The sequence below is a fragment of the Streptomyces griseorubiginosus genome, from assembly GCF_036345115.1.
GTDB classification, from domain to species: domain Bacteria; phylum Actinomycetota; class Actinomycetes; order Streptomycetales; family Streptomycetaceae; genus Streptomyces; species Streptomyces griseorubiginosus_C.
The window spans coordinates 4,235,211-4,259,438 of the sequence record NZ_CP107766.1 but is presented as its reverse complement, the minus strand read 5'-3'; the positions used below and the strand labels follow the sequence as shown (position 1 = coordinate 4,259,438).

General features: G+C 70.8%; 22 protein-coding genes and 1 pseudogene. 12 read left to right on the top strand and 11 right to left on the bottom strand.

All coding sequences use genetic code 11. The features are described from left to right. The first annotated feature begins 408 nt into the window (after nt 1-408). A complete protein-coding gene (gene wblA / locus OHN19_RS19225; RefSeq protein ID WP_030324083.1) occupies nt 409-747 on the top strand; it encodes a transcriptional regulator WblA in 339 nt (112 codons plus the stop codon). A 78-nt stretch (nt 748-825) separates the two neighbouring features. On the opposite strand, the gene OHN19_RS19220 is transcribed toward wblA, so the two are convergent. Continuing rightward, nucleotides 826-2,145: an ArsA family ATPase gene (locus OHN19_RS19220; protein WP_330265363.1), complete on the bottom strand. Its 1,320-nt coding sequence runs from the start codon at nt 2,143-2,145 to the stop codon at nt 826-828. Then, on the bottom strand, nt 2,142-3,119 hold the full coding sequence (locus OHN19_RS19215; protein WP_330265362.1) for an ArsA-related P-loop ATPase: 978 nt from the start codon (nt 3,117-3,119) through the stop codon (nt 2,142-2,144). Before OHN19_RS19215 ends, OHN19_RS19220 begins: the two co-directional genes overlap by 4 nt. A 118-nt stretch (nt 3,120-3,237) precedes the next feature. Between OHN19_RS19215 and OHN19_RS19210 the strand changes: the two genes are divergently transcribed. The 4 genes from OHN19_RS19210 to OHN19_RS19195 all read left to right on the top strand — a co-directional run bounded on the left by OHN19_RS19210 (nt 3,238) and on the right by OHN19_RS19195 (nt 5,852). Next, on the top strand, nt 3,238-3,396 hold the full coding sequence (locus OHN19_RS19210; RefSeq protein ID WP_003967454.1) for a DUF4177 domain-containing protein: 159 nt from the start codon (nt 3,238-3,240) through the stop codon (nt 3,394-3,396). Beyond that, nucleotides 3,393-3,863 carry a RidA family protein gene (locus OHN19_RS19205; RefSeq protein WP_330265361.1) on the top strand — a complete coding sequence of 157 codons (471 nt, stop codon included), beginning with the start codon at nt 3,393-3,395 and terminating at the stop codon, nt 3,861-3,863. Before OHN19_RS19210 ends, OHN19_RS19205 begins: the two co-directional genes overlap by 4 nt. 292 nt (nt 3,864-4,155) lie before the next feature. Beyond that, nucleotides 4,156-5,025: an NUDIX hydrolase gene (locus OHN19_RS19200; protein ID WP_330265360.1), complete on the top strand. Its 870-nt coding sequence runs from the start codon at nt 4,156-4,158 to the stop codon at nt 5,023-5,025. Next, nucleotides 5,022-5,852, top strand: coding sequence for an MBL fold metallo-hydrolase (locus OHN19_RS19195; protein ID WP_330265359.1), 831 nt, complete (start codon nt 5,022-5,024; stop codon nt 5,850-5,852). The genes OHN19_RS19200 and OHN19_RS19195 overlap by 4 nt, the downstream gene beginning before the upstream one ends. Nucleotides 5,853-5,871: 19 nt before the next feature. On the opposite strand, the gene OHN19_RS19190 is transcribed toward OHN19_RS19195, so the two are convergent. Both OHN19_RS19190 and OHN19_RS19185 read right to left on the bottom strand, forming a co-directional pair. Continuing rightward, entirely contained in the window at nt 5,872-6,699 is an 828-nt protein-coding gene (locus OHN19_RS19190; RefSeq protein WP_330265358.1) for a nucleotidyltransferase domain-containing protein, read from the bottom strand. Nucleotides 6,700-7,077: 378 nt separating this feature from the next. After that, on the bottom strand, nt 7,078-7,752 hold the full coding sequence (locus tag OHN19_RS19185; protein WP_015658871.1) for a Crp/Fnr family transcriptional regulator: 675 nt from the start codon (nt 7,750-7,752) through the stop codon (nt 7,078-7,080). Between the two features lie 336 nt (nt 7,753-8,088). Here OHN19_RS19185 and nth point away from each other — a divergent pair, with 336 nt between their 5' ends. From nth to OHN19_RS19170, 3 genes are all read left to right on the top strand, one after another. Continuing rightward, nucleotides 8,089-9,027, top strand: a complete 939-nt coding sequence (gene nth / locus OHN19_RS19180; protein WP_330265357.1) for an endonuclease III — start codon at nt 8,089-8,091, stop codon at nt 9,025-9,027. Nucleotides 9,028-9,139: 112 nt separating this feature from the next. Beyond that, nucleotides 9,140-9,829 (top strand): CoA pyrophosphatase, encoded by a 690-nt coding sequence (locus OHN19_RS19175; RefSeq protein ID WP_330265356.1) that lies wholly within the window; start codon nt 9,140-9,142, stop codon nt 9,827-9,829. 13 nt (nt 9,830-9,842) lie between these two features. Then, nucleotides 9,843-11,042, top strand: a complete 1,200-nt coding sequence (locus tag OHN19_RS19170; protein ID WP_330265355.1) for a MarP family serine protease — start codon at nt 9,843-9,845, stop codon at nt 11,040-11,042. A 22-nt stretch (nt 11,043-11,064) separates the two neighbouring features. Here OHN19_RS19170 and OHN19_RS19165 read toward each other — a convergent pair whose 3' ends face one another. The 5 genes from OHN19_RS19165 to acs form a co-directional block, all read right to left on the bottom strand. Next, nucleotides 11,065-11,250, bottom strand: coding sequence for a hypothetical protein (locus OHN19_RS19165; protein WP_330265354.1), 186 nt, complete (start codon nt 11,248-11,250; stop codon nt 11,065-11,067). A gap of 127 nt (nt 11,251-11,377) precedes the next feature. Next, nucleotides 11,378-12,319, bottom strand: coding sequence for an alpha/beta fold hydrolase (locus OHN19_RS19160; RefSeq protein WP_123762206.1), 942 nt, complete (start codon nt 12,317-12,319; stop codon nt 11,378-11,380). Next, entirely contained in the window at nt 12,316-12,822 is a 507-nt protein-coding gene (locus OHN19_RS19155; RefSeq protein ID WP_123765102.1) for a phage holin family protein, read from the bottom strand. The genes OHN19_RS19160 and OHN19_RS19155 overlap by 4 nt, the downstream gene beginning before the upstream one ends. 62 nt (nt 12,823-12,884) lie before the next feature. Beyond that, nucleotides 12,885-14,303, bottom strand: coding sequence for a Na+/H+ antiporter NhaA (gene nhaA / locus OHN19_RS19150; RefSeq protein WP_330265353.1), 1,419 nt, complete (start codon nt 14,301-14,303; stop codon nt 12,885-12,887). A 146-nt stretch (nt 14,304-14,449) separates the two neighbouring features. Next, nucleotides 14,450-16,408, bottom strand: a complete 1,959-nt coding sequence (gene acs, locus OHN19_RS19145) for an acetate--CoA ligase (RefSeq protein WP_330265352.1) — start codon at nt 16,406-16,408, stop codon at nt 14,450-14,452. 238 nt (nt 16,409-16,646) lie between these two features. Here acs and OHN19_RS19140 point away from each other — a divergent pair. Both OHN19_RS19140 and OHN19_RS19135 read left to right on the top strand, forming a co-directional pair. Continuing rightward, nucleotides 16,647-17,296, top strand: a pseudogene (locus tag OHN19_RS19140) (RNA polymerase sigma factor). Continuing rightward, nucleotides 17,293-17,862, top strand: coding sequence for a hypothetical protein (locus tag OHN19_RS19135; RefSeq protein ID WP_330265351.1), 570 nt, complete (start codon nt 17,293-17,295; stop codon nt 17,860-17,862). Before OHN19_RS19140 ends, OHN19_RS19135 begins: the two are co-directional and overlap by 4 nt. A gap of 55 nt (nt 17,863-17,917) precedes the next feature. Here the strand turns inward: OHN19_RS19135 and OHN19_RS19130 are convergent, their stop codons facing one another. Next, on the bottom strand, nt 17,918-20,623 hold the full coding sequence (locus OHN19_RS19130; protein WP_330265350.1) for a bifunctional SulP family inorganic anion transporter/carbonic anhydrase: 2,706 nt from the start codon (nt 20,621-20,623) through the stop codon (nt 17,918-17,920). Between the two features lie 298 nt (nt 20,624-20,921). On the opposite strand from OHN19_RS19130, the gene OHN19_RS19125 reads away from it, so the two are divergent. Further along, entirely contained in the window at nt 20,922-22,199 is a 1,278-nt protein-coding gene (locus OHN19_RS19125; RefSeq protein WP_330265349.1) for a hypothetical protein, read from the top strand. Nucleotides 22,200-22,215: 16 nt separating this feature from the next. Here OHN19_RS19125 and OHN19_RS19120 read toward each other — a convergent pair whose 3' ends face one another. Beyond that, nucleotides 22,216-23,196: an ATP-binding protein gene (locus OHN19_RS19120; protein ID WP_330265348.1), complete on the bottom strand. Its 981-nt coding sequence runs from the start codon at nt 23,194-23,196 to the stop codon at nt 22,216-22,218. A 101-nt stretch (nt 23,197-23,297) separates the two neighbouring features. On the opposite strand from OHN19_RS19120, the gene OHN19_RS19115 reads away from it, so the two are divergent. Further along, entirely contained in the window at nt 23,298-24,122 is an 825-nt protein-coding gene (locus OHN19_RS19115; RefSeq protein ID WP_330265347.1) for an oxidoreductase, read from the top strand. Nucleotides 24,123-24,228 lie beyond the last annotated feature (106 nt).

The following is a 24,228-nucleotide window of genomic DNA, read 5'->3' as shown; positions in this document are numbered from 1 at the left end:
GGCAGCGCCCTACCTTCCCATTCGCCGGACACGCGCACAGGCATTGGCCTAAGCTGCTCTCAACTGTCACAGCAGTAGGGCCACGTATCAATACGTCCGGCGACCCCGAATCGTTCCGGTCGTTTCTCAACTTTTTTGGTGAGGACGTGTCCGAATCCGCCTCGTGTGTCATCAGGTGCCCGTTGTGACGCAAGACAAGTGTCCTGGTTTGCCGGGATAGTCATGTATGTCGCGGGCTCACTCCCCCGGGTGATCTGCCGCTTACGCATAGTCCGTTCGGGCCATTCAAGATTGGGCCCGAAGGGGGTGTTGCGCTGTGCCTGCCTTCCGTAACGTCCTCAACTGGCGGCGGTGAATATGCCGCTGCCGCCGTGGGGGAGCCTCGATTCGGGAGAGGACGGCGCCGGTATGGGCTGGGTAGTCGACTGGAGTGCGCAGGCGGCCTGCCGCACTACCGATCCGGACGAACTGTTCGTCCAAGGAGCAGCGCAGAACAGGGCGAAGGCAGTGTGCACCGGATGTCCGGTACGCACGGAGTGCCTCGCCGACGCGCTGGACAACCGCGTCGAGTTCGGCGTGTGGGGAGGCATGACAGAGCGCGAGCGCCGCGCCCTGCTGCGCCGGCGGCCGACGGTCACGTCGTGGCGCAGGCTGCTGGAGACGGCGCGCGTCGAGTACGAGCGGGGGGTCGGCATCCTGCCCCTCGAGGACGACGAGATCTACGAGAACTACGCGGCGGTGAGCTGAGGGCGCAGCCCTCGGTCCCCCGGGTCGGCGTCGGCCGGGCCGGCGTCGGTGCGAGGGTCCCCGTCCACGGTGCGCCGTCTACGGTGCGAGCGCGCCGTCCACGGTGCCTGGTTCGGGCAGCTCCGGCCGCCCGGCCGCGAGCCGGTTTCCGATGTCCCGCAGCCCCGCGAGGTCATGTACGTCGCCGGGCAGCGCGGCCACTTCGGCCACCGCCACTTCGGGGTGGAGCGCGGTGAAGCGGTCACGCGTGCGCTGTTCGCGGGAGAGCAGTTGCATACGGTCGGCGTGCAGCCTCAACAGGCCTGCGGTGAGCCGGTCGGCGGTGCGCTCCGGGTCGACGGGGGAGTCCGACTCGGGAGCGGGTGATTCTGAACTGCCGTACGTGTCGGGAGAGTTACGAAGTCCAGCTTTCCCGCCCTCCTGATCGACAATGCGGGGCTCTTCAAGATTTTCCGCGGCGGCGAGCGCCCGCTCGGCCGAGAGTCGGTCGGCGCCGCTGCCGTGGACCCGGTTGAGCACCAGACCGGCCAGCGGCATGTCCTCCGCGGCCAGCCGCTCCACGAAGTACGCGGCCTCGCGCAGCGCGTCCCGCTCCGGGGCCGCCACCACCAGGAACGCCGTCCCCGGCGCCTGGAGCAGCTTGTACGTCGCGTCCGCGCGCGTGCGGAAGCCGCCGAAGGTGGTGTCCATCGCGGCCACGAACGTCTGGACGTCCTTGAGGAGTTGACCGCCCAGCAGCTTGCCGAGGGTGCCGGTCATCATCGACATCCCCACGTTCAGGAACTTCATCCCCGCGCGGCCGCCGAGCTTGGCCGGGGCGGTCAGCAGCCGGATGAGCCGGCCGTCGAGGAAGGAGCCGAGCCGCTTCGGCGCGTCCAGGAAGTCGAGGGCGGAACGCGAGGGGGGCGTGTCGACGACGATCAGGTCCCACTCGTCCCGGGACCGCAGCTGCCCCAGCTTCTCCATCGCCATGTACTCCTGCGTGCCCGCGAAGCCCGCCGAGAGCGACTGGTAGAAGGGGTTGCTCAGGATGGCGGCCGCCCGGTCGGCGTCCGCGTGCGCCTCGACGATCTCGTCGAAGGTGCGCTTCATGTCCAGCATCATCGCGTGGAGTTCGCCGTCGCCGTCCACGTCCTTCACACGGCGCGGAGTGTTGTCCAGCGAGTCGATGCCCATGGACTGGGCCAGACGCCGGGCCGGGTCGATGGTGAGCACGACGACCTTGCGGCCCCGCTCGGCGGCGCGCAGCCCGAGGGCCGCGGCGGTCGTGGTCTTGCCGACACCGCCCGAACCGCAGCAGACCACGATGCGGGTCTTCGGGTCGTCGATCAGCGGGTCCAGGTCGAGGACGGGGGCGGGGGAGAGACGGTGGTGCCGGTCGTGGGCGTCCGGGCTCATGACATCCCCTGCTTCCGCAGCTCGGTGGCCAGTTCGTACAGTCCCGCCAGGTCCATGCCCTCGCTCAGCAGGGGCAGTTCGTGCAGGGGCAGACCGAGATCGCCCAGGACCGAGCGCTGTTCGTGTTCCAGCTCGTACCGCACGGCGTACTCCTCGGCCTGCTGGACCAGCGGGTCGACCAGCTTGTCGGCGTTGCCCCCGCGGCGGGCGCCGCCGAGTCCGGCTGAGGACAGCGCCTTCGCCACGGCCGAACGCCGGGTGGTCCGTACGAGTTCCAGGTCGTCGCCGTCCAACACCTCCGGGCGCACCATGTTCACGATGATCCGGCCGACGGGGAGGCGGGCGGCCCTCAGTTCGGCGATGCCGTCCGCGGTCTCCTGGACCGGCATCTCCTCCAGGAGGGTCACCAGGTGGACGGCCGTCTCCTTGGACTTCAGCACCCGCATCACGGCCTGCGCCTGATTGTGTATCGGGCCGATCTTGGCGAGCCCCGCGACCTCGTCGTTGACGTTCAGGAAGCGGGTGATACGGCCGGTGGGGGGCGCGTCCATCACGACGTAGTCGTAGGCGAAGCGGCCGGACTTGTCCTTGCGGCGGACCGCCTCGCACGCCTTGCCGGTCAGCAGGACGTCCCTGAGGCCGGGGGCGATGGTGGTGGCGAAGTCGATCGCGCCGAGCTTCTTCAGGGCTCTGCCGGCGCCGCCCAGCTTGTAGAACATCTGGAGGTAGTCCAGAAGGGCCAGTTCGGGGTCTATGGCCAGTGCGTACACCTCCCCGCCCCCCGGAGCGACGGCGATCTTCCGCTCCTCGTAGGGCAGCGCCTCCGTTTCGAAGAGCTGCGCGATTCCCTGGCGACCCTCGACCTCGACGAGAAGCGTCCGCTTCCCCTCGGTGGCGAGGGCCAGCGCGAGGGCTGCGGCGACCGTGGTCTTTCCGGTCCCGCCCTTGCCGCTGACGACCTGGAGCCTGCTCACGTATTCGAGCGTAACCAGTCGGCGGCGAACCTAAGCAGGAGGCTGTGGACAACGCGGGGGTGGGCTGTGGAGGAGCGGGGCTGAGGGGTGGGTCGGAGCAGCGGCTAGAGTCGGCCGCATGACCAAGTGGGAATACGCAACTGTGCCGCTGCTCGTCCATGCCACGAAGCAGATCCTGGACACCTGGGGTGAGGACGGGTGGGAGCTCGTCCAGGTCGTGCCCGGGCCGAACAACCCCGAGCAGCTGGTGGCGTACCTGAAGCGGGAGAAGGCGTGAGCGGGGTCGTCGAGGCGCGGCTCGCGGAGCTGGGGCTGACGCTGCCGGCGGTCGTGCCGCCGCTGGCCGCGTATCAGCCCGCTGTGCGGTCCGGGGTGTACGTGTACACCTCCGGTCAGCTGCCGATGGTCGACGGGAAGCTTCCGGTCACCGGGAAGGTGGGGGCGGAGGTCACGGCCGAGGAGGCGAAGGCGCTGGCGCGGACGTGTGCGCTGAACGCGTTGGCGGCGGTGAAGTCGGTTGCCGGTGATCTGGATCTCGTCGCGCGTGTCGTGAAGGTCGTGGGGTTCGTGGCGTCGGCGTCGGACTTCACGGGGCAGCCGGGCGTCATCAACGGCGCGAGCGAGTTGCTGGGGGAGGTTCTCGGCGACAAGGGTGTGCATGCGCGCAGTGCGGTGGGGGTCGCGGTGCTGCCGCTGGACGCGCCGGTGGAGGTCGAGGTTCAGGTGGAGCTGGTCGGGCCGTAGTTCGTCTGCGGGGTGGGTGAGGGCGGGCGTTTTTGCGCCCACGCGGCGGAGCCGCATATCGACACAGTCCCGCGCCCCTGGATGCCTGCGGCGGCCCCTCGCTGTCCGGTGGGGGCGTGCGTAGCGCGTGCGGTTCGGTGGGTGGGTCGCCGTCGGCGGCTTGAGGCGCGTCCATCGTCCCCACCTAGGGGCGCGGGGAACTGCGCGACCAGCCACAACACACCCGCACCCGCCCCACAACCGGACCCGGCACCCCCTCGAACATCCGCCCGGTAAGAGTTAGCCTCCGGCCATGGCAAACGGGCAGTGGTACCCAGCGGACTGGCCGGAGCGTATCCGTGCGCTCGCGGACGGCGACCTCGTGCCGGTCGTGCCGAGACGCGCCGCGACCGTGATGCTGCTGAAGGACACGGCGACCGGGACCGTCGTGCACATGTTGCGCAGGCGGGCCTCGATGGCCTTCGCGGGGGGCGCGTACGCGTATCCCGGCGGCGGCGTCGACCCCCGGGACGACGAGCACCAGATCCACTGGGCGGGCCCCACGCGCGCGTGGTGGGCCGAGAGGCTCGGCGTGGACGAGACGGCGGCTCAGGCGATCGTGTGCGCGGCCGTGCGGGAGACGTACGAGGAGGCCGGGGTGCTGCTGGCCGGTCCGACGGCCGAGTCGGTGGTCGGGGACACCACGGGCGCGGAGTGGGAGGCCGACCGGGCCGCCCTCGTCGCCCGGGAGCTGTCCTTCGCCGAGTTCCTGGAGCGGCGGGGACTGGTGCTGAGGTCGGATCTGCTCGGGGGCTGGACCCGCTGGATCACCCCTGAGTTCGAGTCCCGCCGCTACGACACCTGGTTCTTCGTGGCCGCCCTCCCCGAGGGCCAGCGCACGCGCAACGCCTCCACGGAGGCCGACCGCACCGTGTGGATCCGGCCCGCGGACGCGGCGGAGGGCTACGACAAGGGCGAGCTGCTGATGATGCCGCCCACCATCGCCACACTGCGGCAGATCGCCGCGTACGGCACCGCCGCCGACGCGCTCGCCGCGGCGCCCGAGCGTGACCTGACCCCCGTGCTCGCGCAGGCCCGGCTCGTGGACGGGCAGATCGTGCTCTCCTGGCCGGGGCACGACGAGTTCACCAAGCACATCCCGACCGGGGGAGCCTCCGTATGACCGACGCCGCAGCCCTTCCCGGCCAGCCGCGGGGCGGGGTCCTGTCGGGCTCCGCCACCGCGCGGGCCGTGAACGTCCTCGCGCCCAACGCCTCCGCGATGACCCTGGACGGCACCAACACCTGGATCCTGTCGGAGCCGGACTCGGACCTGGCGGTCGTGGTCGACCCCGGTCCGCTCGACGAGGGGCATCTGCGGGCCGTCGTCGACACCGCCGGGGCCGCCGGGAAGCGCGTCGCCCTCACCCTGCTCACCCACGGCCACCCGGACCACGCGGAGGGCGCCGTCCGCTTCGCCGAGCTGACCGGCACCAAGGTGCGGGCCCTGGACCCGGCCCTGCGGCTGGGGGACGAGGGGCTCGGGGCCGGGGACGTGGTGCGGGTCGGCGGGCTGGAGCTCAGGGTCGTACCGACGCCCGGGCACACCGCGGACTCGCTGTGCTTCCATCTCCCGGCCGATCAGGCGGTTCTGACCGGTGACACCGTCCTGGGGCGCGGTACGACCGTCGTGGCCCACCCCGACGGCCGCCTGGGCGACTATCTGGACTCCCTGCGCCGCCTGAGGTCCCTGACGGTCGACGACGGCGTCCACACCGTCCTGCCGGGCCACGGGCCGGTCCTGGAGGACGCCCAGGGTGCCGTCGAGTTCTATCTCGCGCACCGCGCCCACCGGCTCGCCCAGGTCGAGACGGCCGTGGAGAACGGACACCGGGCGCCCGGCGCCGTCGTAGAACACGTGTACGCGGATGTGGACCGGTCGCTGTGGCCGGCCGCCGAGCTGTCGGTGCGGGCGCAGCTGGAGTACCTGGAGGAGCACGGGCTCATCTAGGGCCTGTCGGTCCGGAGGGTCAGGGCCTCGGGGTCCTCGTGCCGTGCACGCGCGTGTACTCGTCGGCCAGCCAGGGGCCCAGATCGTCGACGTACGTCCGCAGTACGGCCGTGTCGGCCGTCGGGGCGTGGCCCAGGACGGCCGCCCGGCGTACCTGGTCGGCCCGCTCCGGGTAGTACGCGGCGAAGATCTCGGCCATCTCGGCCAGGTCGCTCGTCCAGCCGTTCCAACGGGGCATGACCAGGGTGAACGCGGTGCGGACCAGGTGGCGGGACATGAAGCGGACCAGGCGGCGCCGGGTGTCGTCGGAGTCCGCCGCCCCGACGCGCTCGCGCCAGCGGGGGAGCAGGAGGGCGAGGTCGCCGTTCGTCTCGCGGGCCAGGAGGGAGTCGGGGCGGTAGCGGGGCAGGTACTCCGCCAGGTCGTCGCCCAGCAGGGGAGTGCAGAGGCAGGCCACGAACCAGCCCAAGTCATGCCGCTCCAGGTCGCTCAGCAGCCGTGTCCGGCTGTACAGCAGCGTCCCTACGCCGTCGATCTGCCCGAACTCCTCGTCGAGCGCCTCCCCGAGCGCCCGGACGTCCTCCCGGTCCGCGTCGGTCGGCTCGTCCCGCAGGGCGAGCAGCAGGTCGAGGTCGCTGCGGCCCACGCGCGCGGTGCCGCGCGGGATCGAGCCGTAGAGGTACGCACTGTGCAGCCTCGACCCGAACAACTCGAGCACCCGGTCCCGCGCGGCCGCGACGACCGGGCGGAAGGGGGGCGGGATCCGTCCCAGGGATCCCTCACGCTCGATGTAGCCCTGTGCGTCGAGTCCCCTGGAGGCGACAGGGGGAACGGTTTCGGCGGCCATGGGGCCACTGTGCCCGGGGGCGAGCCCGGGGACAGCTCATTTACGGCCCTGGGCGGGCCGTGTGGGGCCGAATGGGCCTCGGGGGCGTTCGGGGGCGGTGGGATGGCCCGGATATGCTGTGCGTGGGCTGAGAAGGCGCTGAGGCGGGTGTGAGGTGCTGCGGGAGCGGCCCGTGGCGGCCCAGCCATCCGCCGGGGCCTCATGTGGCCCCGGCGCCCATCCGTACCGGTAGAGGCTCCTCCACCGCGCCGGCGTCCGTCCGTGCCCGCAGCGGCTCCTCTACGGCCCCGGCGCCCGTCCTCGTCCGTCCGCGCCCGGTGGCACGACAAGGGCCCCGCCGTGCGGCAGGGCCCTTCGATGTCGTACGACGATCCGCGCTCAGCGCGAGCGCTTGGCGAGCCTCTCGACGTCCAGGAGGATCACCGCGCGGGCCTCCAGACGCAGCCAGCCGCGCTGGGCGAAGTCGGCGAGGGCCTTGTTGACCGTCTCGCGGGAGGCGCCGACCAGCTGGGCCAGCTCCTCCTGCGTGAGGTCGTGGACGACGTGGATGCCCTCCTCGGACTGCACGCCGAAGCGGCGGGAGAGGTCGAGCAGGGCACGGGCCACGCGGCCGGGGACGTCCGAGAAGACCAGGTCGGACATCGCGTCGTTGGTGCGGCGCAGGCGGCGGGCGACGGCGCGCAGCAGGGCGGTGGCCACCTCGGGGCGGGCGTTCAGCCAGGGCTGGAGGTCGCCGTGGCCGAGGCCCAGCAGCTTGACCTCGGTCAGCGCGGTGGCGGTCGCCGTGCGCGGGCCCGGGTCGAACAGGGACAGTTCGCCGATGAGTTCACCGGGGCCGACCACGGCGAGCATGTTCTCGCGGCCGTCCGGGGAGGTGCGGTGGAGCTTGACCTTGCCCTCGGTGACGACGTAGAGCCGGTCGCCCGGGTCGCCCTCGTGGAACAGGGAGTCGCCTCGCGCGAGGGTCACCTCACTCATGGAGGCGCGCAGTTCCGCGGACTGCTCGTCGTCGAGTGCCGCGAAGAGCGGGTTGCGCCGCAGAACGTCGTCCACGAGTTCTCTCCTTGTCGACCTGCTCAGGGGATCTTGTTCCCCCTTGGTACCAGGGGAACCCGGTGCCCATTTTGCCGGACGGTCCAAACAGTGTGATCTGTCACAAGGATGCCGCACACATGTCCCGGGGTAAGCGGCAGGGGTCCAATTGGGGGCCGGTCCTCGGGGTCCGGGGCGGATGTCAGTGCCGGGCCCTAGGCTGGCCGGGTGTCCAAAACGCCGGTGAGAGCACAGGCCGAGGGGGCTGGGCGGGTGGTTGCACGTCGAGATTCCGCTGTGGGCGAACAGGGCGCCGGGGGCGGAAAGAAAACGGCAAAAGCGGCAGGGAAGGCTCCGGTGGAGAAGAGGGCTTCGGCGAAGAAGGCGGCTCCCGCAAAGAAGGCAGCCGCCGTCAAGAAGGCGGCTCCCGTCGAAAGGGCGACCGCCGCTCCCAAGAAGGCGGCGGCCTCGGTGAAGAAGGCGTCGGCCACGAAGACGGTCGCGCCGAAGCCGCCGAGGAACGAGTCGCACACCGCCCTCGTGCGCCGCGCCCGGCGTATCAACCGCGAGCTCGCGGAGGTGTTCCCGTACGCCCACCCCGAGTTGGACTTCGAGAACCCCTTCCAGCTGATCGTGGCCACCGTGCTGTCCGCGCAGACCACCGACCTGAGGGTCAATCAGACGACCCCGGCTCTCTTCGCGAAGTACCCCACCCCCGAGGACCTGGCGGCCGCGAACCCCGAGGAGGTCGAGGAGATTCTGCGCCCGACCGGGTTCTTCCGGGCCAAGACCAAGTCGGTGATAGGGCTTTCGAAGGCCCTTGTGGAGAACCACGCGGGTGAGGTCCCGGGGCGCCTCGAAGACCTCGTCAAGCTGCCGGGCGTGGGCCGCAAGACCGCCTTCGTGGTGCTCGGCAACGCGTTCGGGCGGCCCGGCATCACCGTGGACACGCACTTCCAGCGGCTGGTCAAGCGGTGGCAGTGGACCGCCGAGAGCGATCCCGACAAGATCGAGGCCGCCGTCGCCGCGCTCTTCCCCAAGAGCGACTGGACCGACCTGTCGCACCACGTCATCTGGCACGGCCGCCGCATCTGCCACGCCCGCAAGCCCGCCTGCGGCGCCTGCCCCATCGCCCCCCTCTGCCCGGCCTACGGCGAGGGCGAGACAGACCCGGACAAGGCGGCCAAGCTCCTCAAGTACGAGAAGGGCGGCTTCCCGGGCCAGCGCCTGAACCCCCCGCAGGCCTACCTGGACGCGGGCGGAAAGCCGGCGCCGCCCCTGGGAGCCGGCGGGTGAGGGGACGCGGGACGCGGCTGGGAGGAGAGGCGTGGCCCGGTGGCCGTGAACTCCGGCAGGAACGATCTAGGGCCCCTCGGGCGTTGAGTGGTGCAGGACGACGGGGGTGGCGATGACACGGGCGAGTCATACGGAGGGCGTGACGCTCAGCAAGGAGGGGCTGCCGGTCTGGCTGGACCCGGTGGTGCACGCGGTGGAGACCATCGAGCCGCTCCAGCTGAGCCGCTTCCTGCCACCGAAGAACGGCGCGGGCCGGCAGTCGGCCGTGCTGGTCCTGTTCGGCGAGGGCGAGCGCGGCCCCGAGCTGCTGCTCATGGAGCGGGCGAGTTCCCTCAGGTCGCATGCCGGGCAGCCGTCCTTCCCCGGCGGTGCCCTCGACCCGGAGGACGGTGACCCGCGGGGCGACGGCCCGCTCAGGGCCGCCCTGCGCGAGGCCGAGGAGGAGACCGGTCTCGACCCGCTCGGTGTCCAGCTCTTCGGCGTGCTGCCCAAGCTGTACATCCCGGTCAGCGGCTTCGTGGTGACCCCGGTGCTGGGCTGGTGGCGCGAGCCGAGCCCGGTCGGTGTCGTCGACCCGAACGAGACCGCCCGCGTCTTCACCGTCCCCGTGGCGGATCTCACGGATCCGGACAACCGTGCGACGACCGTCCACCCCAGCGGCCACCGAGGACCGGCATTCCTGGTCGAATCGGCCCTTGTCTGGGGGTTCACCGCCGGAATCATCGACCGGCTGCTGCACTTCGCGGGCTGGGAGCGCCCCTGGGACCGGGAGAAGCAGGTCCCGCTCGACTGGCGCGCATGACAGGGTGAACTCCGTGAACGTGCTGGACATCCTGTTGCTGGTCGCCGCCGTGTGGTTCGCGATCGTCGGCTATCGCCAGGGCTTCGTCGTCGGCATCCTGTCGGTGATCGGGTTCCTGGGCGGTGGTCTCGTCGCCGTCTACACCCTGCCCGTCATCTGGGACGCGGTGACCGACCACGCGGAGGTCGGCACCGTCGCCGCCGTGGTCGGAGTGGTCGTCGTCATCGTCTGCGCCTCCGTCGGCCAGGCCCTGACCACCCACATGGGCAACAAGCTGCGCCGTTACATCACCTGGTCCCCGGCCCGCGCCCTGGACGCCACCGGCGGCGCCCTCGTCAACGTCCTCGCGATGCTCCTGGTCGCCTGGCTGATCGGCGCCACCCTCGCGCAGACCACCATGCCGACGGTCGGCAAGGAGGTGCGCGGCTCCAAGGTGCTGCTGGGCGTGCAGGAGGCCCTGCCCTCCGGCGCCGACACCTGGTTCAAGGACTTCACCTCCGTCCTCGCGCAGAACGGCTTCCCGCAGGTCTTCAGCCCGTTCTCCAACGAGCCGATCAAGGAGGTCCAGCCGCCCGACCCGAAGCTCGCCAACAGCGCGGTCGCCACCCGCTCCCAGCGTTCCATCGTCAAGGTCATGGGCACCGCGCAGAGCTGCGGCAAGGTCCTGGAGGGCACCGGCTTCGTCTTCGGCGACCGCCGCGTCATGACCAACGCCCACGTGGTGGGCGGGGTCGACGAGCCCACCGTCCAGATAGGCGGCGAGGGCAGGAAGTACGACGCCACCGTCGTCCTCTACGACTGGCAGCGCGACATCGCCGTACTGGACGTACCCGATCTCAAGGCGCCCGCGCTGCAGTTCACGTCCGAGGACGCCGGCAGCGGGGACAACGCGATCGTCGCGGGCTTCCCGGAGAACGGCTCGTACGACGTGCGCGCCGCGCGGGTGCGCGGGCGCATCGACGCCCACGGACCGGACATCTACCACCGCGGCACCGTCAGCCGCGATGTCTACTCCCTCTACGCGACCGTCCGCCAGGGCAACTCCGGCGGCCCGCTGCTCACCCCGGAGGGCAAGGTGTACGGCGTGGTCTTCGCGAAGTCGCTCGACGACCCCGACACCGGGTACGCGCTCACCGCGGACGAGATCCAGGAGGACATCGCCAAGGGGCGTACCGCGAACCAGCAGGTGGACAGCGACAGCTGCGCGCTCTGAGGGGTTCGCAGGAAGGGGCGCGTCAGCCTCGGGGGTGACGCAGGCGTACCGAGACCCAGCGGGCCCGGCGGCGCAGGATGCGCGGGATGCCCACCCTCAGGTCCGTGCCGCCCGCGAGTTGCGGTGCACCCCCCTGGTGGTGGGAGCTCAGGGCAGCGCCCGAGCGTCGATTGCGTGCTGCGTCACCGTAGTCGTGCGTCCAGCCCATACCCCGACGTGTGCCCCTGCCCCAAGGTCGATAACCTCCCCCACGCCCCCCAATTGGCCTATGCGCCGGGCAAGTGGCCGTTCGTAGGACAGGTGTTCAGATCCGGACACCGGGCGCGACGCTTCAGTCACCGATCGGGTTCGGGATCCTTCAGCCAATTGATCAGTTCGGTGGAGAAAGCGACCGGATCCTCTTCGTGCGGGAAGTGCCCGAGGCCGTCGAACAGCCGCCAGCGGTACGGCGCTTCGACGTACTCCCCGGAGCCCGCCGCGCTCCTGGTCCGCATCACCGGGTCGAGCGAGCCGTGCAGATGGAGGGTCGGCACGCGCACGGGCCGCTTCATGCGCCGGTTGAACTGGATGCCGTCGGGCCGCGCCATCGACCGCACCATCCAGCGGTACGGCTCGATCGAGCAGTGCGCCGTCGAGGGGATGCAGATCGCCTTGCGGTACGTCTCCACCGCCGCGTCGTCCGGCAGGCGCGGCCCGGACCAGTCCCGGATCAGCTCGGCGACCAGCGCGCCGTCGTCCGCCGTCAGCTGCCGCTCGGGGATCCAGGGCCGCTGGAACCCCCAGATGTAGGAGCCGGCCCGGGTCTGCCGGACGTCGGAGAGCATCGCGGAGCGCCAGCGCCGGGGATGCGGCATCGAGGAGACCGCGAGCCGCCGTACCAGCTTGGGGCGCATCGCGGCCGCCGTCCACGCCAGATAGCCGCCCAGGTCATGTCCGACCAGGGCGGCGTCCGGCTCGCCGAGCGAGCGGATCACGCCGGTGACGTCTAGGGCCAGGTTGGCCGGGTCGTAGCCGCGCGGGGTGCGGTCGCTGCCGCCGACCCCGCGCAGGTCCATGGCCACGGCCCGGAACCCGGCGTCGGCGAGCGCCTCCAGCTGGTGCCGCCAGGTCCACCAGAACTGCGGGAACCCGTGCAGGAACATCACGAGCGGTCCGTCGCCCATCTCGGCGATGTGGAAGCGCGCGCCGTTGGCGGCCACGTCCCGGTGCGTCCAGGGACCGTCGGGCCGTACGAGAGAGGCGGGCTGCTGCGCCGGAGAGGCGGCGGGATCCGTCATGACGACGAGCGTGCCACAGCCTCGATGGCCTTCGTGTTTCGGACCCGCTCCTCGAGGACCTTGTTGTCGTTGTCGGGCCGCGGGTGCGGCTTGGCGTTCTGGAGGACGCCCGCCGTCTCCTTCATCGACGCAGCGACCTTCTGCGGGCCCTTGCCCTTCTGCGCCTTCTTCGCGAAGACCACGCCGACCAGCGCGAGGACCAGCGCGACGAGGACGTTGGCCGCGAAGGACAGCAGGAAGCAGACCGCGAGGTTCCAGTCGCTCCAGGTCCGAATGCCGTACGCCAGCGCGAAGTTCAGCATCGGCAGGGAGAACACCAGCACCGCGCCGGCCACGCTGAACATGCCACCGCTCACGGCACCACGCTTGACGTCCTGCTTCAGCTGCGCCTTCGCCAGCGCGATCTCGTCGTGCACCAGCGCGGACATCTCGGTCGTCGCCGAGGCGAACAGCTGGCCGATGCTGCGTTCGGCGCCGACCGGGCTGCCGTCGGGTGCGCTCATCGCGGTCTCCCTCTTCATCGGGACTCTTTTGTATGCCGTGTCTTTTGTACCGTCCCGTCAGATCATGCCCGACGGTCGTCGTCCTCGCCTGCCCCGCCCGTCACTTCGGCAAGCCGCTCGGCTCTCTTGAGCTCGGCGATCCGGCGGTGTTCGGCGGCCTTGCGCTCGTGGATGGCCGCCATGCGCAGGTGGTACGCCGGGTCGTCCTCCTCGTAGACGTCCGGGATGCCGTCGTGGTCCTCGTCGCGCTCCTCCGTCTCGTACAGCCGCCGGTACTTGGCGTTGCGCAGCTTCAGCAGCACGGTCGCCAGGGTGGCCGCGGTGAGCGAGCCGACGAGGACGGCGGCCTTCACCTCGTCGGTCATGGTGGCGTCGCCGTCGAAGGCGAGCTCCCCGATGAGCAGCGACACCGTGAACCCGATGCCGGCCAGGGTCGCCACCGCGAACACGTCGGCCCACTCGAGGTCGTCGCTGAGCGAGGCCCGGGTGAAGCGGGCCGTGAGCCAGGTCCCGCCGAAGATGCCGATCGCCTTGCCGAGGACCAGTCCGAGGACCACGCCCAGCGTCTCGGGCCGGGTGAACACATCGCCGAGCGCGCCGCCGGACACGGAGACGCCCGCGCTGAAGAGCGCGAACAGGGGGACGGCCAGGCCCGCCGAGAGCGGTCGTACGAGATGCTCGATCCGCTCGCCCGGGGAGTGCTCCTCGTCATCGCGCCGCGTGCAGCGCAGCATCAGGCCCATCGCCACGCCCGCGATGGTGGCGTGCACCCCGCTGTTGTACATCAGCGCCCAGATCACCAGCGCGAGCGGGACGTAGACGTACCACCCGCGCACGCCCTTGCGCAGCAGCGCCCAGAAGACCGCGAGGCCCGCGGCCGCGCCGCCGAGCGCGGCGAAGTCGATGTCGGCGGTGAAGAAGACCGCGATGATCAGGATCGCGAAGAGGTCGTCGACGACGGCGAGGGTGAGCAGGAAGGCGCGCAGCGCGCTCGGCAGCCAGGTGCCGATGACGGCGAGCACGGCGAGCGCGAAGGCGATGTCGGTGGCGGTGGGCACGGCCCACCCGGACAGGGAGCCGCCGCCGGTGAGGTTGGTGAGCGTGTAGACGAGCGCCGGTACGGCCATCCCGCACAGGGCGGCGACCACGGGCAGCGCGGCCGCCCTCGGGTCCTTGAGGTCACCGGCGACGAGCTCGCGCTTGAGTTCGATGCCGGCGACGAAGAAGAAGATCGCGAGCAGGCCGTCGGCGGCCCAGTGGGCGACGGACAGGTCGAGTCCGAGGGCGGCGGGGCCTAGGTGATGGTGGCTGACGCTCTCGTAGCTGTCGGCCAGCGCGGGGACGTTCGCCCAGATCAGCGCGGTGATCGCGGCGGCGAGCAGCAGGACACCGCCGACCGTCTCGGTGCGCAGCGCGTTCGCGACGAAGGTCCGCTCGGGGAGGGAGAGCCGTCCGAGGACCTTGCGAGTGGGCGCGGCCATGAGGGTGACCTCCGGTCGATGGGCAGGGCGGGGCTGATCGCCGACCAGACTTCCCGGCACACCTTGAGGATCACGTTGTTTTGTTTAGCTTACCTAAAAGGGGTGCCCGGCGCGTTTCCGTGCCGGGCACCCCCTTCTGGAACGGGTCAGTCCTCGCTGGGCGCGGCCGGCAGCTTGGCCTGAATCAGGTCCATGACCGTCGAGTCCGTCAGCGTGGTGACGTCACCGAGCTGGCGGTTCTCGGCCACGTCCCGCAGCAGTCGGCGCATGATCTTGCCGGAGCGGGTCTTCGGCAGCTCCTGCACCGGCAGGATCCGCTTCGGCTTGGCGATCGGGCCGAGGGTGGCGCCGACGTGGTTGCGCAGCTCGGCGACGAGGCTCTCGTCCTCCGCGTTCGCGGAGCCGCGCAGGATCACGAAGGCGACGATGGCCTGGCCGGTCGTCTCGTCGGCGGCACCGACGACGGCGGCCTCGGCGACCGACGGGTGGGACACCAGCGCCGACTCCACCTCGGTGGTGGAGATGTTGTGGCCGGACACGAGCATGACGTCGTCCACGCGGCCGAGGAGCCAGATGTCGCCGTCGTCGTCCTTCTTCGCGCCGTCGCCGGCGAAGTACTTGCCCTCGAAGCGCGACCAGTACGTGTCCAGGAAGCGCTGGTCGTCACCCCAGATGGTGCGCAGCATCGACGGCCACGGCTCGGTGAGGACCAGGTAGCCGCCCCCGCCGTTCGGGACCTCGTTGGCCTCGTCGTCGACGACGGTCGCGGAGATGCCGGGCAGCGGGGTCTGCGCGGAGCCGGGCTTGGTCGCGGTGACACCGGGCAGCGGGGAGATCATCATCGCGCCGGTCTCGGTCTGCCACCAGGTGTCCACGATCGGCGTCCGGTCGGCGCCGATGTGCTTGCGGTACCAGATCCACGCCTCGGGGTTGATCGGCTCGCCCACCGACCCCAGCACCCGCAGGCTGCTGAGGTCGAACTTCGCGGGGATGTCGTCGCCCCACTTCATGAAGGTGCGGATGGCGGTCGGGGCGGTGTAGAGGATGGTGACCCCGTACTTCTGGATGATCTCCCAGAAGCGGCCCTGGTGCGGGGTGTCGGGGGTGCCCTCGTACATGACCTGGGTGGCGCCGTTGGCGAGCGGGCCGTAGACGATGTACGAGTGCCCGGTGACCCAGCCGACGTCGGCGGTGCACCAGTAGACGTCGGTCTCCGGCTTGAGGTCGAAGACGGCGTGGTGGGTGTACGCGGCCTGGGTGAGGTAGCCGCCGGAGGTGTGCAGGATGCCTTTGGGCTTACCCGTGGTGCCGGACGTGTAGAGGATGAACAGCGGCTGCTCGGCGTGGAACGCCTCGGGCGTGTGCTCGGCCGACTGCCGGTCCACGACCTCGTGCCACCACACGTCCCGGCTGTCGTCCCAGGCGACCTCCTGGCCGGTACGGCGTACGACGAGCACGTGCTCGACGTTGCCGGCCTTGGCGACCGCCTCGTCGACGGCGGGCTTGAGCGCGGACGGCTTGCCGCGGCGGTAGCCGCCGTCGCTGGTGATGACCACGCGCGCGTCGGCGTCCTGGATACGGGTCGCGAGCGCGTCCGCGGAGAAGCCGCCGAAGACCACGGAGTGCGCGGCGCCGATCCGGGCGCACGCGAGCATCGCGACCGCGGTCTCCGGGATCATCGGCATGTAGACGGCGACCCGGTCGCCCTTCTGGACCCCCAGCTCCAGCAGCGCGTTCGCCGCCTTGGAGACCTCGTCCTTGAGCTCGGCGTAGGTGATCGCGCGGCTGTCGCCTGGCTCGCCCTCGAAGTGGATGGCGACCCGTTCGCCGTGGCCCGCCTCGACATGCCGGTCGACGCAGTTGTACGCCACATTGAGCTCGCCGTCCTGGAACCACTTCGCGAACGGCGGGTTCGACCAGTCCAGCGTCTCGGTCGGCTCCTTGGCCCAGCTCAGTCGGCGTGCTTGCTCGGCCCAGAAACCGAGCCGGTCAGCCTTGGCCTGCTCATACGCCTCCGCTGTGACGTTGGCGTGTGCGGCCAGGTCGGCGGGGGGTGCGAACCTGCGCTCTTCCTTGAGCAGGTTGGCCAGGCTTTCGTTGCTCACGGCATCTGCCTTTCCCAGGGTGTCCGTTGTGTCCCAGGCCACAGCTCATCAGACCGGGGGTGCGATGACAAGGGCCGACCTGCAATTGGTTTAGACCTGTGAACCCATCGAGTCCGGCGGCCGGCCCATCCGTACCCACGGACGCCGACCAGGCAGAGTTCAGCACGTGTAACGCCTTTCACACCCCGGGCCAAGTACGGGTGAAGCGCCATCGACGCAGTACGTGAAGGGAGCCCGGGTGGATGGGACACAGGGGTTACGGGGTGGGCCGCGGGCGGCGGCCCGCGACCCCCAGCTCTTCGAGGAGTTCTACCGGCGCCATGTGGACGCGATGACGTCCTTCGTGGCCCGGCGGGTCGCGGACCCTCCCCCACTCTCGGCTTCGCTCGAGCGGGGGGACCCCCATCCGTGGCCGACCTGACCGCAGAGATCTTCCTCGCGGTCCTGGACTCGGCCCACACCTACCGCGCGTCCCGGGGCAGTGAACGGGCGTGGCTGTACGGCATCGCCCGCAATGTCGTCGCGGGGGAGCGCCGGCGGGTGGCCCGCGAGACGGACCGCGACCGGCGTATCTCCGGCCGGCGGCTGCTGGAGCCCGACGACATCGCCCGCCTGGAGGACAAGCTCGACGCGGAGAGCCCGGGCCGCCGCGCCCTCTCCGCTCTGGAACGGCTCCCCGCGGGGGAGAGAGCCGTCCTGGAACTCGTCGCGGTCGACGACCTCACGGTCGGCGAGGCCGCGACGGCGTTGGGGATCAGCCAGGTGGCGGCGCGCGTACGGCTGCACAGGGCGCGCAAGTCCCTGCGGGAGTCGGCGGAGTCACCGGGCGGGGAGCCGTTCGGCACCTCACTGTCGTACGTCACGGAAGCAACCGGGGGAGAGGCATGACGACGAGGACGACCTTCGAGGACCGGCTGTTGGCGGAGCTGAAGGGGGAGATCGAGCGGCGGGAGTCCGAGCCGGTGCCGGCCGTACGGCGGCGGGTGCTGACGGGGCGCAGGCTGACTCTCGTCATGGCGGCCTGCGTGGCCGTCGTGCTCGGGGTGGTGTCGGTGCCCGGCACTCCGGCGGGTTCCGCGGCATACGGGTTGGAGCGGCACGGCGACGGCAGCGTGACGCTCACCGCCAAGGACCAGGAGATCGACGTGGACGCCCAGCGTGAACTCGCGCGGAAGCTGGTCCCGAACGGTATCGCGACGGACGTGCAGATCCTCCGCCCCGGCTATGTCTGCGCGGGCGACACGGTGCTCTGGGGACAGAACGACCGGGGGGAGCGAGTACCCCTCTTCGTCCAGCAATGGGGGCGGAAGATCACCCTGCACCGGGGCAATGTGCTGGTCTTCGTGAACCGCAACGACAGGGACACGCCGTACCGGGTCTACGTCTTTCCCACCGAGGCCGACGTCAAGCCCTGTGTCCCGGTGAAGCCGACACCCGAACGGTTCCGGGCCTAGGCCTGTCCGGTGGTGTGCGGCTCTCCCGGCCAGGAGGAGCCGCACACCGCCGGGTTCACGCCGGCAGATCCGCCGCCGCGTGCACCTGGTCGAACAGCCCGTCCCCGTCCGTCCCGGTGAGCAGGTACGCCTGCGCCTCGCCCACGTGGAAGTACATCCCGTGCAGCTCCAGCTCCCCTTCCCGCAGGGCCCGGGCGACCGAGTCATGGGCGCTGAGGTGCTCCAACTGCTGCACCACGTTGGTCAGACAGAGCTGCTCGACCGCGTCGGCGGGTGCCCGTCCGGCCAGCTTCACCCAGGAGCGGCTGTCGTCGGCCATCCGCTCCAGGCTCGGCAGCCCGTGCCGCAGCCACCGCTTCAGCGGGGTCCGGGCGCCGCCCGGCTCGGAGTTGAGCAGCGCCTGCATGGCTCCGCAGCCGGAGTGTCCGCACACCGTGATGGACCGCACCTTCAGCACGTCCACCGCGTACTCGATCGCGGCGGCCACCGAGTCGTCCCCGCTCTCCTCGCCGGGAAGCGGCACGAGGTTGCCCACATTGCGCACCACGAAGAGGTCGCCCGGACCACTGGAGGTGATCATCGAGGTGACCAGCCGCGAGTCGGCGCAGGTGAGGAAGAGCTGGGTCGGCTGCTGGCCCTCGCGCGCCAGCCGGGCCAGCTCGCCCCGCACGATCGGCGCGGTGTTGCGCTGGAACGCGCTGATGCCACGGGCCAGTTCATGCCCACCCGGGCCCGGAGAGCCTGGGAGCCCGGTCGGTCCGCCGGGTCCGACAGGTCCGCTGGGTCCGCCAAGTCCGTCAGGTGTGCCCGGGCCGGTGGGTGCGTCCGATCCGGCGGCGGCTCCGGCGGCGGGTACGGCCGATCCGCTCGGTCCACGTGCCCCGGTCGATCCGCCTGCTCCGCTCGGTCCACCTGCTTCAGTCGGTGCGTCTGCTGCGGTCGTTCCACCTGTCGGTGTCGTTCCACTTGCTCGACTCGGACCACCTGCTCTACCCGCTCCACCCCCTCCGTCCGGCCCACCCGTCTCGCCGGGCGCGCCGGGCGAGACGGCGCCCGGGACGGCCGGCGTCGGCGCCGACCCCACCGTCAGAGCAGCCGCAGCGTTGGGAAGCTCGCACTGGTGGTTGCGCCAGGCCGTCCAGGGGCGGCAGCGGCAGTCGGCGGCACCGGACGGTTCGGCGATCCGGGTGCCCGGGCTACGCCCGGTCAGCTCGACGGAGCCGCCCTGCGCGGTGTGCGTCTTCTGCCAGTCCTGGAGCGACTCGAAGGCCGCGTGGTCCATGAACGATCCGTCCAACTCCACGACCGCCGCGGATCCCTGGGGGACCAGATGCAGGGCCCTGCTGAGCCGGGGCACCGCGAGGAACGTCAACTGGCCTCGGACGTGTACGTGATGGACTCCTTCCCGTTCGTGGTGCGTGATGCGGGTGCGGGTGAGGCGGTGCAGGGAGACGCCGACGGCCATGGCGATCCCGAGGGTGACGCCCTCCAGGACGCCGAAGAGGACCACGCCGAGGGTGGTGACGGCGTAAACCAGTACTTCGCGGTGGCGGGTCACCGTACGAATGTGGTTCAGGGACACCATCTGGATGCCGACGGCCATCACCAGGGCGGCGAGCGAGGCCAGCGGGATGAACTCCAGGACGGGGACCATCAGCAGTGCGGCGATCACTACGAGAACGCCGTGCAGCATCGTGGAGTTCCGGCTGACGGCACCGGCTTGGACATTCGCCGAACTGCGCACCGCCACACCGGCGACGGGGAGCCCGCCGAGCGTGCCGGAGACGATGTTGGCGGCGCCCTGTCCGAGCAGCTCGCGGTCCAGGTCGGAGCGGCCGACGCGGCCCCCCCGGCGGGCTCCCGGACCGGCGGCGAGCAGGTCGGGGCGTCCGGCCACCAGCTTGTCCACGGCGACCGCGCCGAGCAGCGACTGCACGCTGCAAACCAGCGTGGTGGTGAGCACGGCCGCCACCAGGCCGAGCGCGGGGCCCTCGGGCAGTCCGGCCAGGGCGTGACTGCTCCAGGAGGGCAGATCGACCTTGGGCAGGGTCAGCCCGGTGAGGGAGGCGGCGGTGGTGGCCCCGGCGACCGCGACGAGCGCCGCCGGGATCCGGCGCAGCAGCTGTCCGGTCCGGCCGGGGATGCGCGGCCAGAGGAAGAGCAGCGCCAGGGTCAGCGCGCTCACCGACACGGCTGCGGGCTGTACGCGCGCCAGCTGGGCGGGCAGTCCGCGGAGGTTGTCGAGGACGGCGCTCTGCGGGGTGCCGCCGAGGACGATGTGCAGCTGCGCGACGGCGATGGTGACGCCGATGCCGGCGAGCATGCCGTGCACGATCGCGGGGCTGACGGCGAGCGCGGTGCGGGCCACGCGCAGGCAGCCGAGGCCGAGTTGGACCACTCCGGCCAGGACGGTGATGGCGCAGGTGGTCCGCCAGCCGTAGCGGTGGATGAGGTCGGCGGTGACCACGGTGAGTCCGGCGGCGGGGCCGCTGACCTGGAGCGGGCAGCCGCCTAGGCGGCCGGCCACGATTCCGCCGACGGCTGCGGCCACGAGACCGGCCTGCAGGGGCGCGCCGGTGGCGAGGGCGATGCCGAGGGACAGGGGCAGGGCGATCAGGAAGACCGCGATCGAGGCCGACACGTCGGCGCCCGCGATGCGGAAGCGGCGGGGCGGGGTCGGCGGGCTGTGCGGTGGATGGACGTGACTCGCGCGGTGCGAGTCGCTCGGGTCGGTGGCTCGGGTGGGTACGCAGGCTGACATTTTTCCCGTCTCCTCCGGGGCAGCGCGGTCGCGAACAGGTGGTCCCCCGTCGATGGCGGGGGGTCGGGTCGGCGGCCGTGGGTCACGGCGTGCAGCGGCGGGATGAATCAACGCTCGGTAAATGGATCGTAATGCAGAGTAAAGGACAGGCATAGACTTTCCGGGCAAATGGGTTAATGAATCACCTGCATGGGTGAAGTGGCAATTTCATCGGCTTGTCGTACTAATTCCTTCTCAGTCCCGTGCGAGCTTGGCGGCGCTGTCGTTGGCCCCGAGAGAAGGAAGAAGGTGGGCGGAAATGGCCGCCACCCAGAGGATTGCCGCGGGAGCCGTGGTCGCCGCGGTCTGCGCCGCCTCGCTCGCCGGTTGCGCGACCGGCACCGACAACTCCGAGGGAGGAGCCGCCGGACCGCTGAAGGCGAAGGCCGCCAAGGCGCCGCCCAAGAAGGTGTTCCGCCTGATCGGCGACGGCTCCACCGCCTACACCGGAGCCCAGCCGCACCTGCCCAGAGCCGAACGCCTCAAGCCCGGCGAGAAGCCCCCGCAGTTCGTGGTGTTCTCCTGGGACGGCGCCGGCGAGGACAGCCAGAAGCTGTTCTCCCACTTCCGTGAGGTCGCCAAGGAGAACCACGCGACCATGACGTACTTCCTCAGCGGCGTGTACATGCTGCCGGAGGACAAGCGCGCCGAGTACAGGCCGCCGCAGCACTCCCCGGGCCGCTCCGACATCGGCTTCAACGACGAACAGGGCATCGCCGACACCGTCAAGCAGCTGCGCCTCGCGTGGCTGGAGGGCAACGAGATCGGCACCCACTTCAACGGCCACTTCTGCGGCAAGGGCGGCGGCGTCGGCGAGTGGTCGGTGGCGGACTGGAAGGACGAGATCGCCCAGGCGAAGAAGTTCGTGAAGTCCTGGAAGACCAACACCGGGATGACGAAGGCCTCCCCGCTGCCCTTCGACTACGACAAGGAGCTCATCGGCGCCCGCACCCCCTGTCTGGAGGGCCAGAAGAACTTCATGACGGCCGCGGGCGAGCTCGGCTTCCGCTACGACACCAGCGGTGTCAACGAGCAGCTGTGGCCCCGGAAGAAGCAGGGCCTGTGGGACTTGTCGATGCAGCTCGTGCCCTTTCCCGGGCACTCCTACGAGCAGCTCACCATGGACTACAACTTCATGGTCAACCAGTCCGGCACCAGAACCCAGGGAGACCCCGCCAAGTACGCCTTCTGGGGCGACCAGATGCGCGACGGCCTGCTCAAGGGCTTCTACCGGGCCTACGACGGCAACCGCGCCCCGCTGATCATCGGCAACCACTTCGAGTCCTGGAACGGCGGCACCTACATGCGCGCCGTCGAGGAGACCATCGAGCGGGTGTGCAACAAGCCCGACGTGCGCTGCGTCTCCTTCCGGCAGCTCGCCGACTGGCTGGACGCCCAGGACCCGAACACCCTGGAGAAGCTGCGCACCCTGAACGTCGGCGAGGCGCCGAAGGAGGGCTGGCCTGCCTTCCTGGACGGCCGGCCGGCCCCGGCACCGAAGGGCGTGCCCGGGGCACCGGCGGCCAAGAAGCAGTAGGTGTCCGGCGGTTGTCTCAGACCGCCGCCACCGCGCTCTCGCCGAGCACGAACGAGGGGTCGACCTGCGCCGCCAGGTCGGCCCCCGTGCGCTCGTTGCCCCAGGACTCGGCGTTCTTCAGGTGGAAGTGCACCATCTGCCGGGTGTAGCGCTCCGGGTCGCGCAGGTCGTACGTCGCGTCGGCGGCCGTCCGCAGCCGCTGCAGGGCGCGGCGGTTGACGTCCTCCAGGAGCGCGAACCGGGGCGGCCGGCCCTTCTCCAGCGCCCGCACCCAGTCGGAGTGGCCCACCGTCACCAGCAGGTCGTCCCCGACTTCGGCGCGGAGGAAGTCGAGATCGTCCTGGCCCTGCACCTTGTTGCCGACGACCTTCAGCGTGACGCCGTAGTCGCGGGCGTACTCCTTGTACTGACGATAGACGGAGACCCCCTTACGGGTCGGTTCGGCGACGAGGAACGTGATGTCGAAGCGGGTGAACATGCCGGAGGCGAAGGAGTCGGAGCCCGCGGTCATGTCCACCACGACGTACTCGCCCCGCCCGTCCACCAGGTGGTTCAGGCACAGCTCCACCGCTCCGGTCTTGGAGTGGTAGCAGGCGACCCCCAGGTCGGCGTCGGTGAAGGGGCCGGTGACCATCAAACGGACGACGTCGCCGTCGAGTTCCACCGGCCGGGCGCACGCGTCGTAGACCGGGTTGTCCTCGCGCACCCGCAGCAGCCGGGAGCCCTCGCCGGGTGGGGTGGTCTTGATCATCTCGGTGGCGGAGGAGATCCGCGGGTTGGCACCGCGCAGATAATCCTTGATCAATGGCAGCCGCTCGCCCAGGGCGGGCAGCGCGGCCGCCTCCGCCTCGTCCAGGCCGAGTGCCGGGCCCAGGTGCTGGTTGATGTCGGCGTCGACGGCGATCACCGGTGCTCCGGTGGCCGCGAGATGGCGGATGAACAGGGAGGACAGGGTGGTCTTGCCGCTGCCGCCCTTTCCGACGAAAGCAATTTTCATGTTCACGAAGAGTAGTCGTGCGATAGCTGTATGTGTCAGACGGGCGTGAAGAAGACCACTCCATCGTGGGGTGCGGGGCGGGGGTGCGTAATGTCGTACTCATGAGTACGACAGGCGCGACCGCCGACCCGCTCGCGGCCCTGGGCTCGCTGCCCGGCGTGGCCGATTCCGTGGAGTCCGTGCGCAAGTCCGTGGACCGGGTCTACGGGCACCGTGTCATGCGGCGCCGCAGCAACGAGATCACCTCCGAGGCGGCCCTGCGCGGCGCCCGCGGCTCGGCCGCACTGTCCGGCGCGGACTGGGCCCTCGAAGAGGTGCGCAGGCGCTCGGACTTCGGTGTCGACGACGAGGCGCGGGTCATGGGCGCGGCCCTGCGGCTGACCTCAGAGGCCGGCCAACTGCTGTCCATCTGGCGGCAGTCGCCCCTGCGGGTGCTGGCCCGGCTGCACCTGGTGGCCGCGGCGAGCGACGAGGACGAGGTCGGGCGCCCGCGTCAGGCCGGCGAGGACGTCCATGAGCCGCTCATCGAGCTGCCGCTGCCCGGCGCGGCCGAGGTCTCGGGTCGGCTCGAGGGGCTGTCCGAGCTGATCATCGCCGGCAGTACCGCACCCGCCCTGGTCACGGCGGCCGTAGTACAGGGCGAGCTCCTCGCGCTGAGGCCCTTCGTCTCCCACAACGGCCTGGTCGCGCGGGCGGCCGCGCGGATCGTCCTGGTGGGCAGCGGCCTCGACCCGAAGTCGGTCTGCCCGGCGGAGGTCGGTCACGCCGAACTGGGCCGCGCGGCCTACCTGGCGGCGCTCGACGGATACGTCTCCGGCACCCCCGAGGGCATGGCCGCCTGGATCGCCCACTGCGGCAACGCGATCGAACTGGGGGCGCGCGAGTCGACGGCGGTGTGCGAGGCGCTCCAGCGCGGGGCGGCGTGACCGTAGGCGTAGAAAAGGCCCTCTCGACAGAGGGCCCCTGAACAGGGTTGCGGCGGTACGAGGATTCGTACCGCCGCTGGCATGTTCACCGGGTTACCAAGCGTCC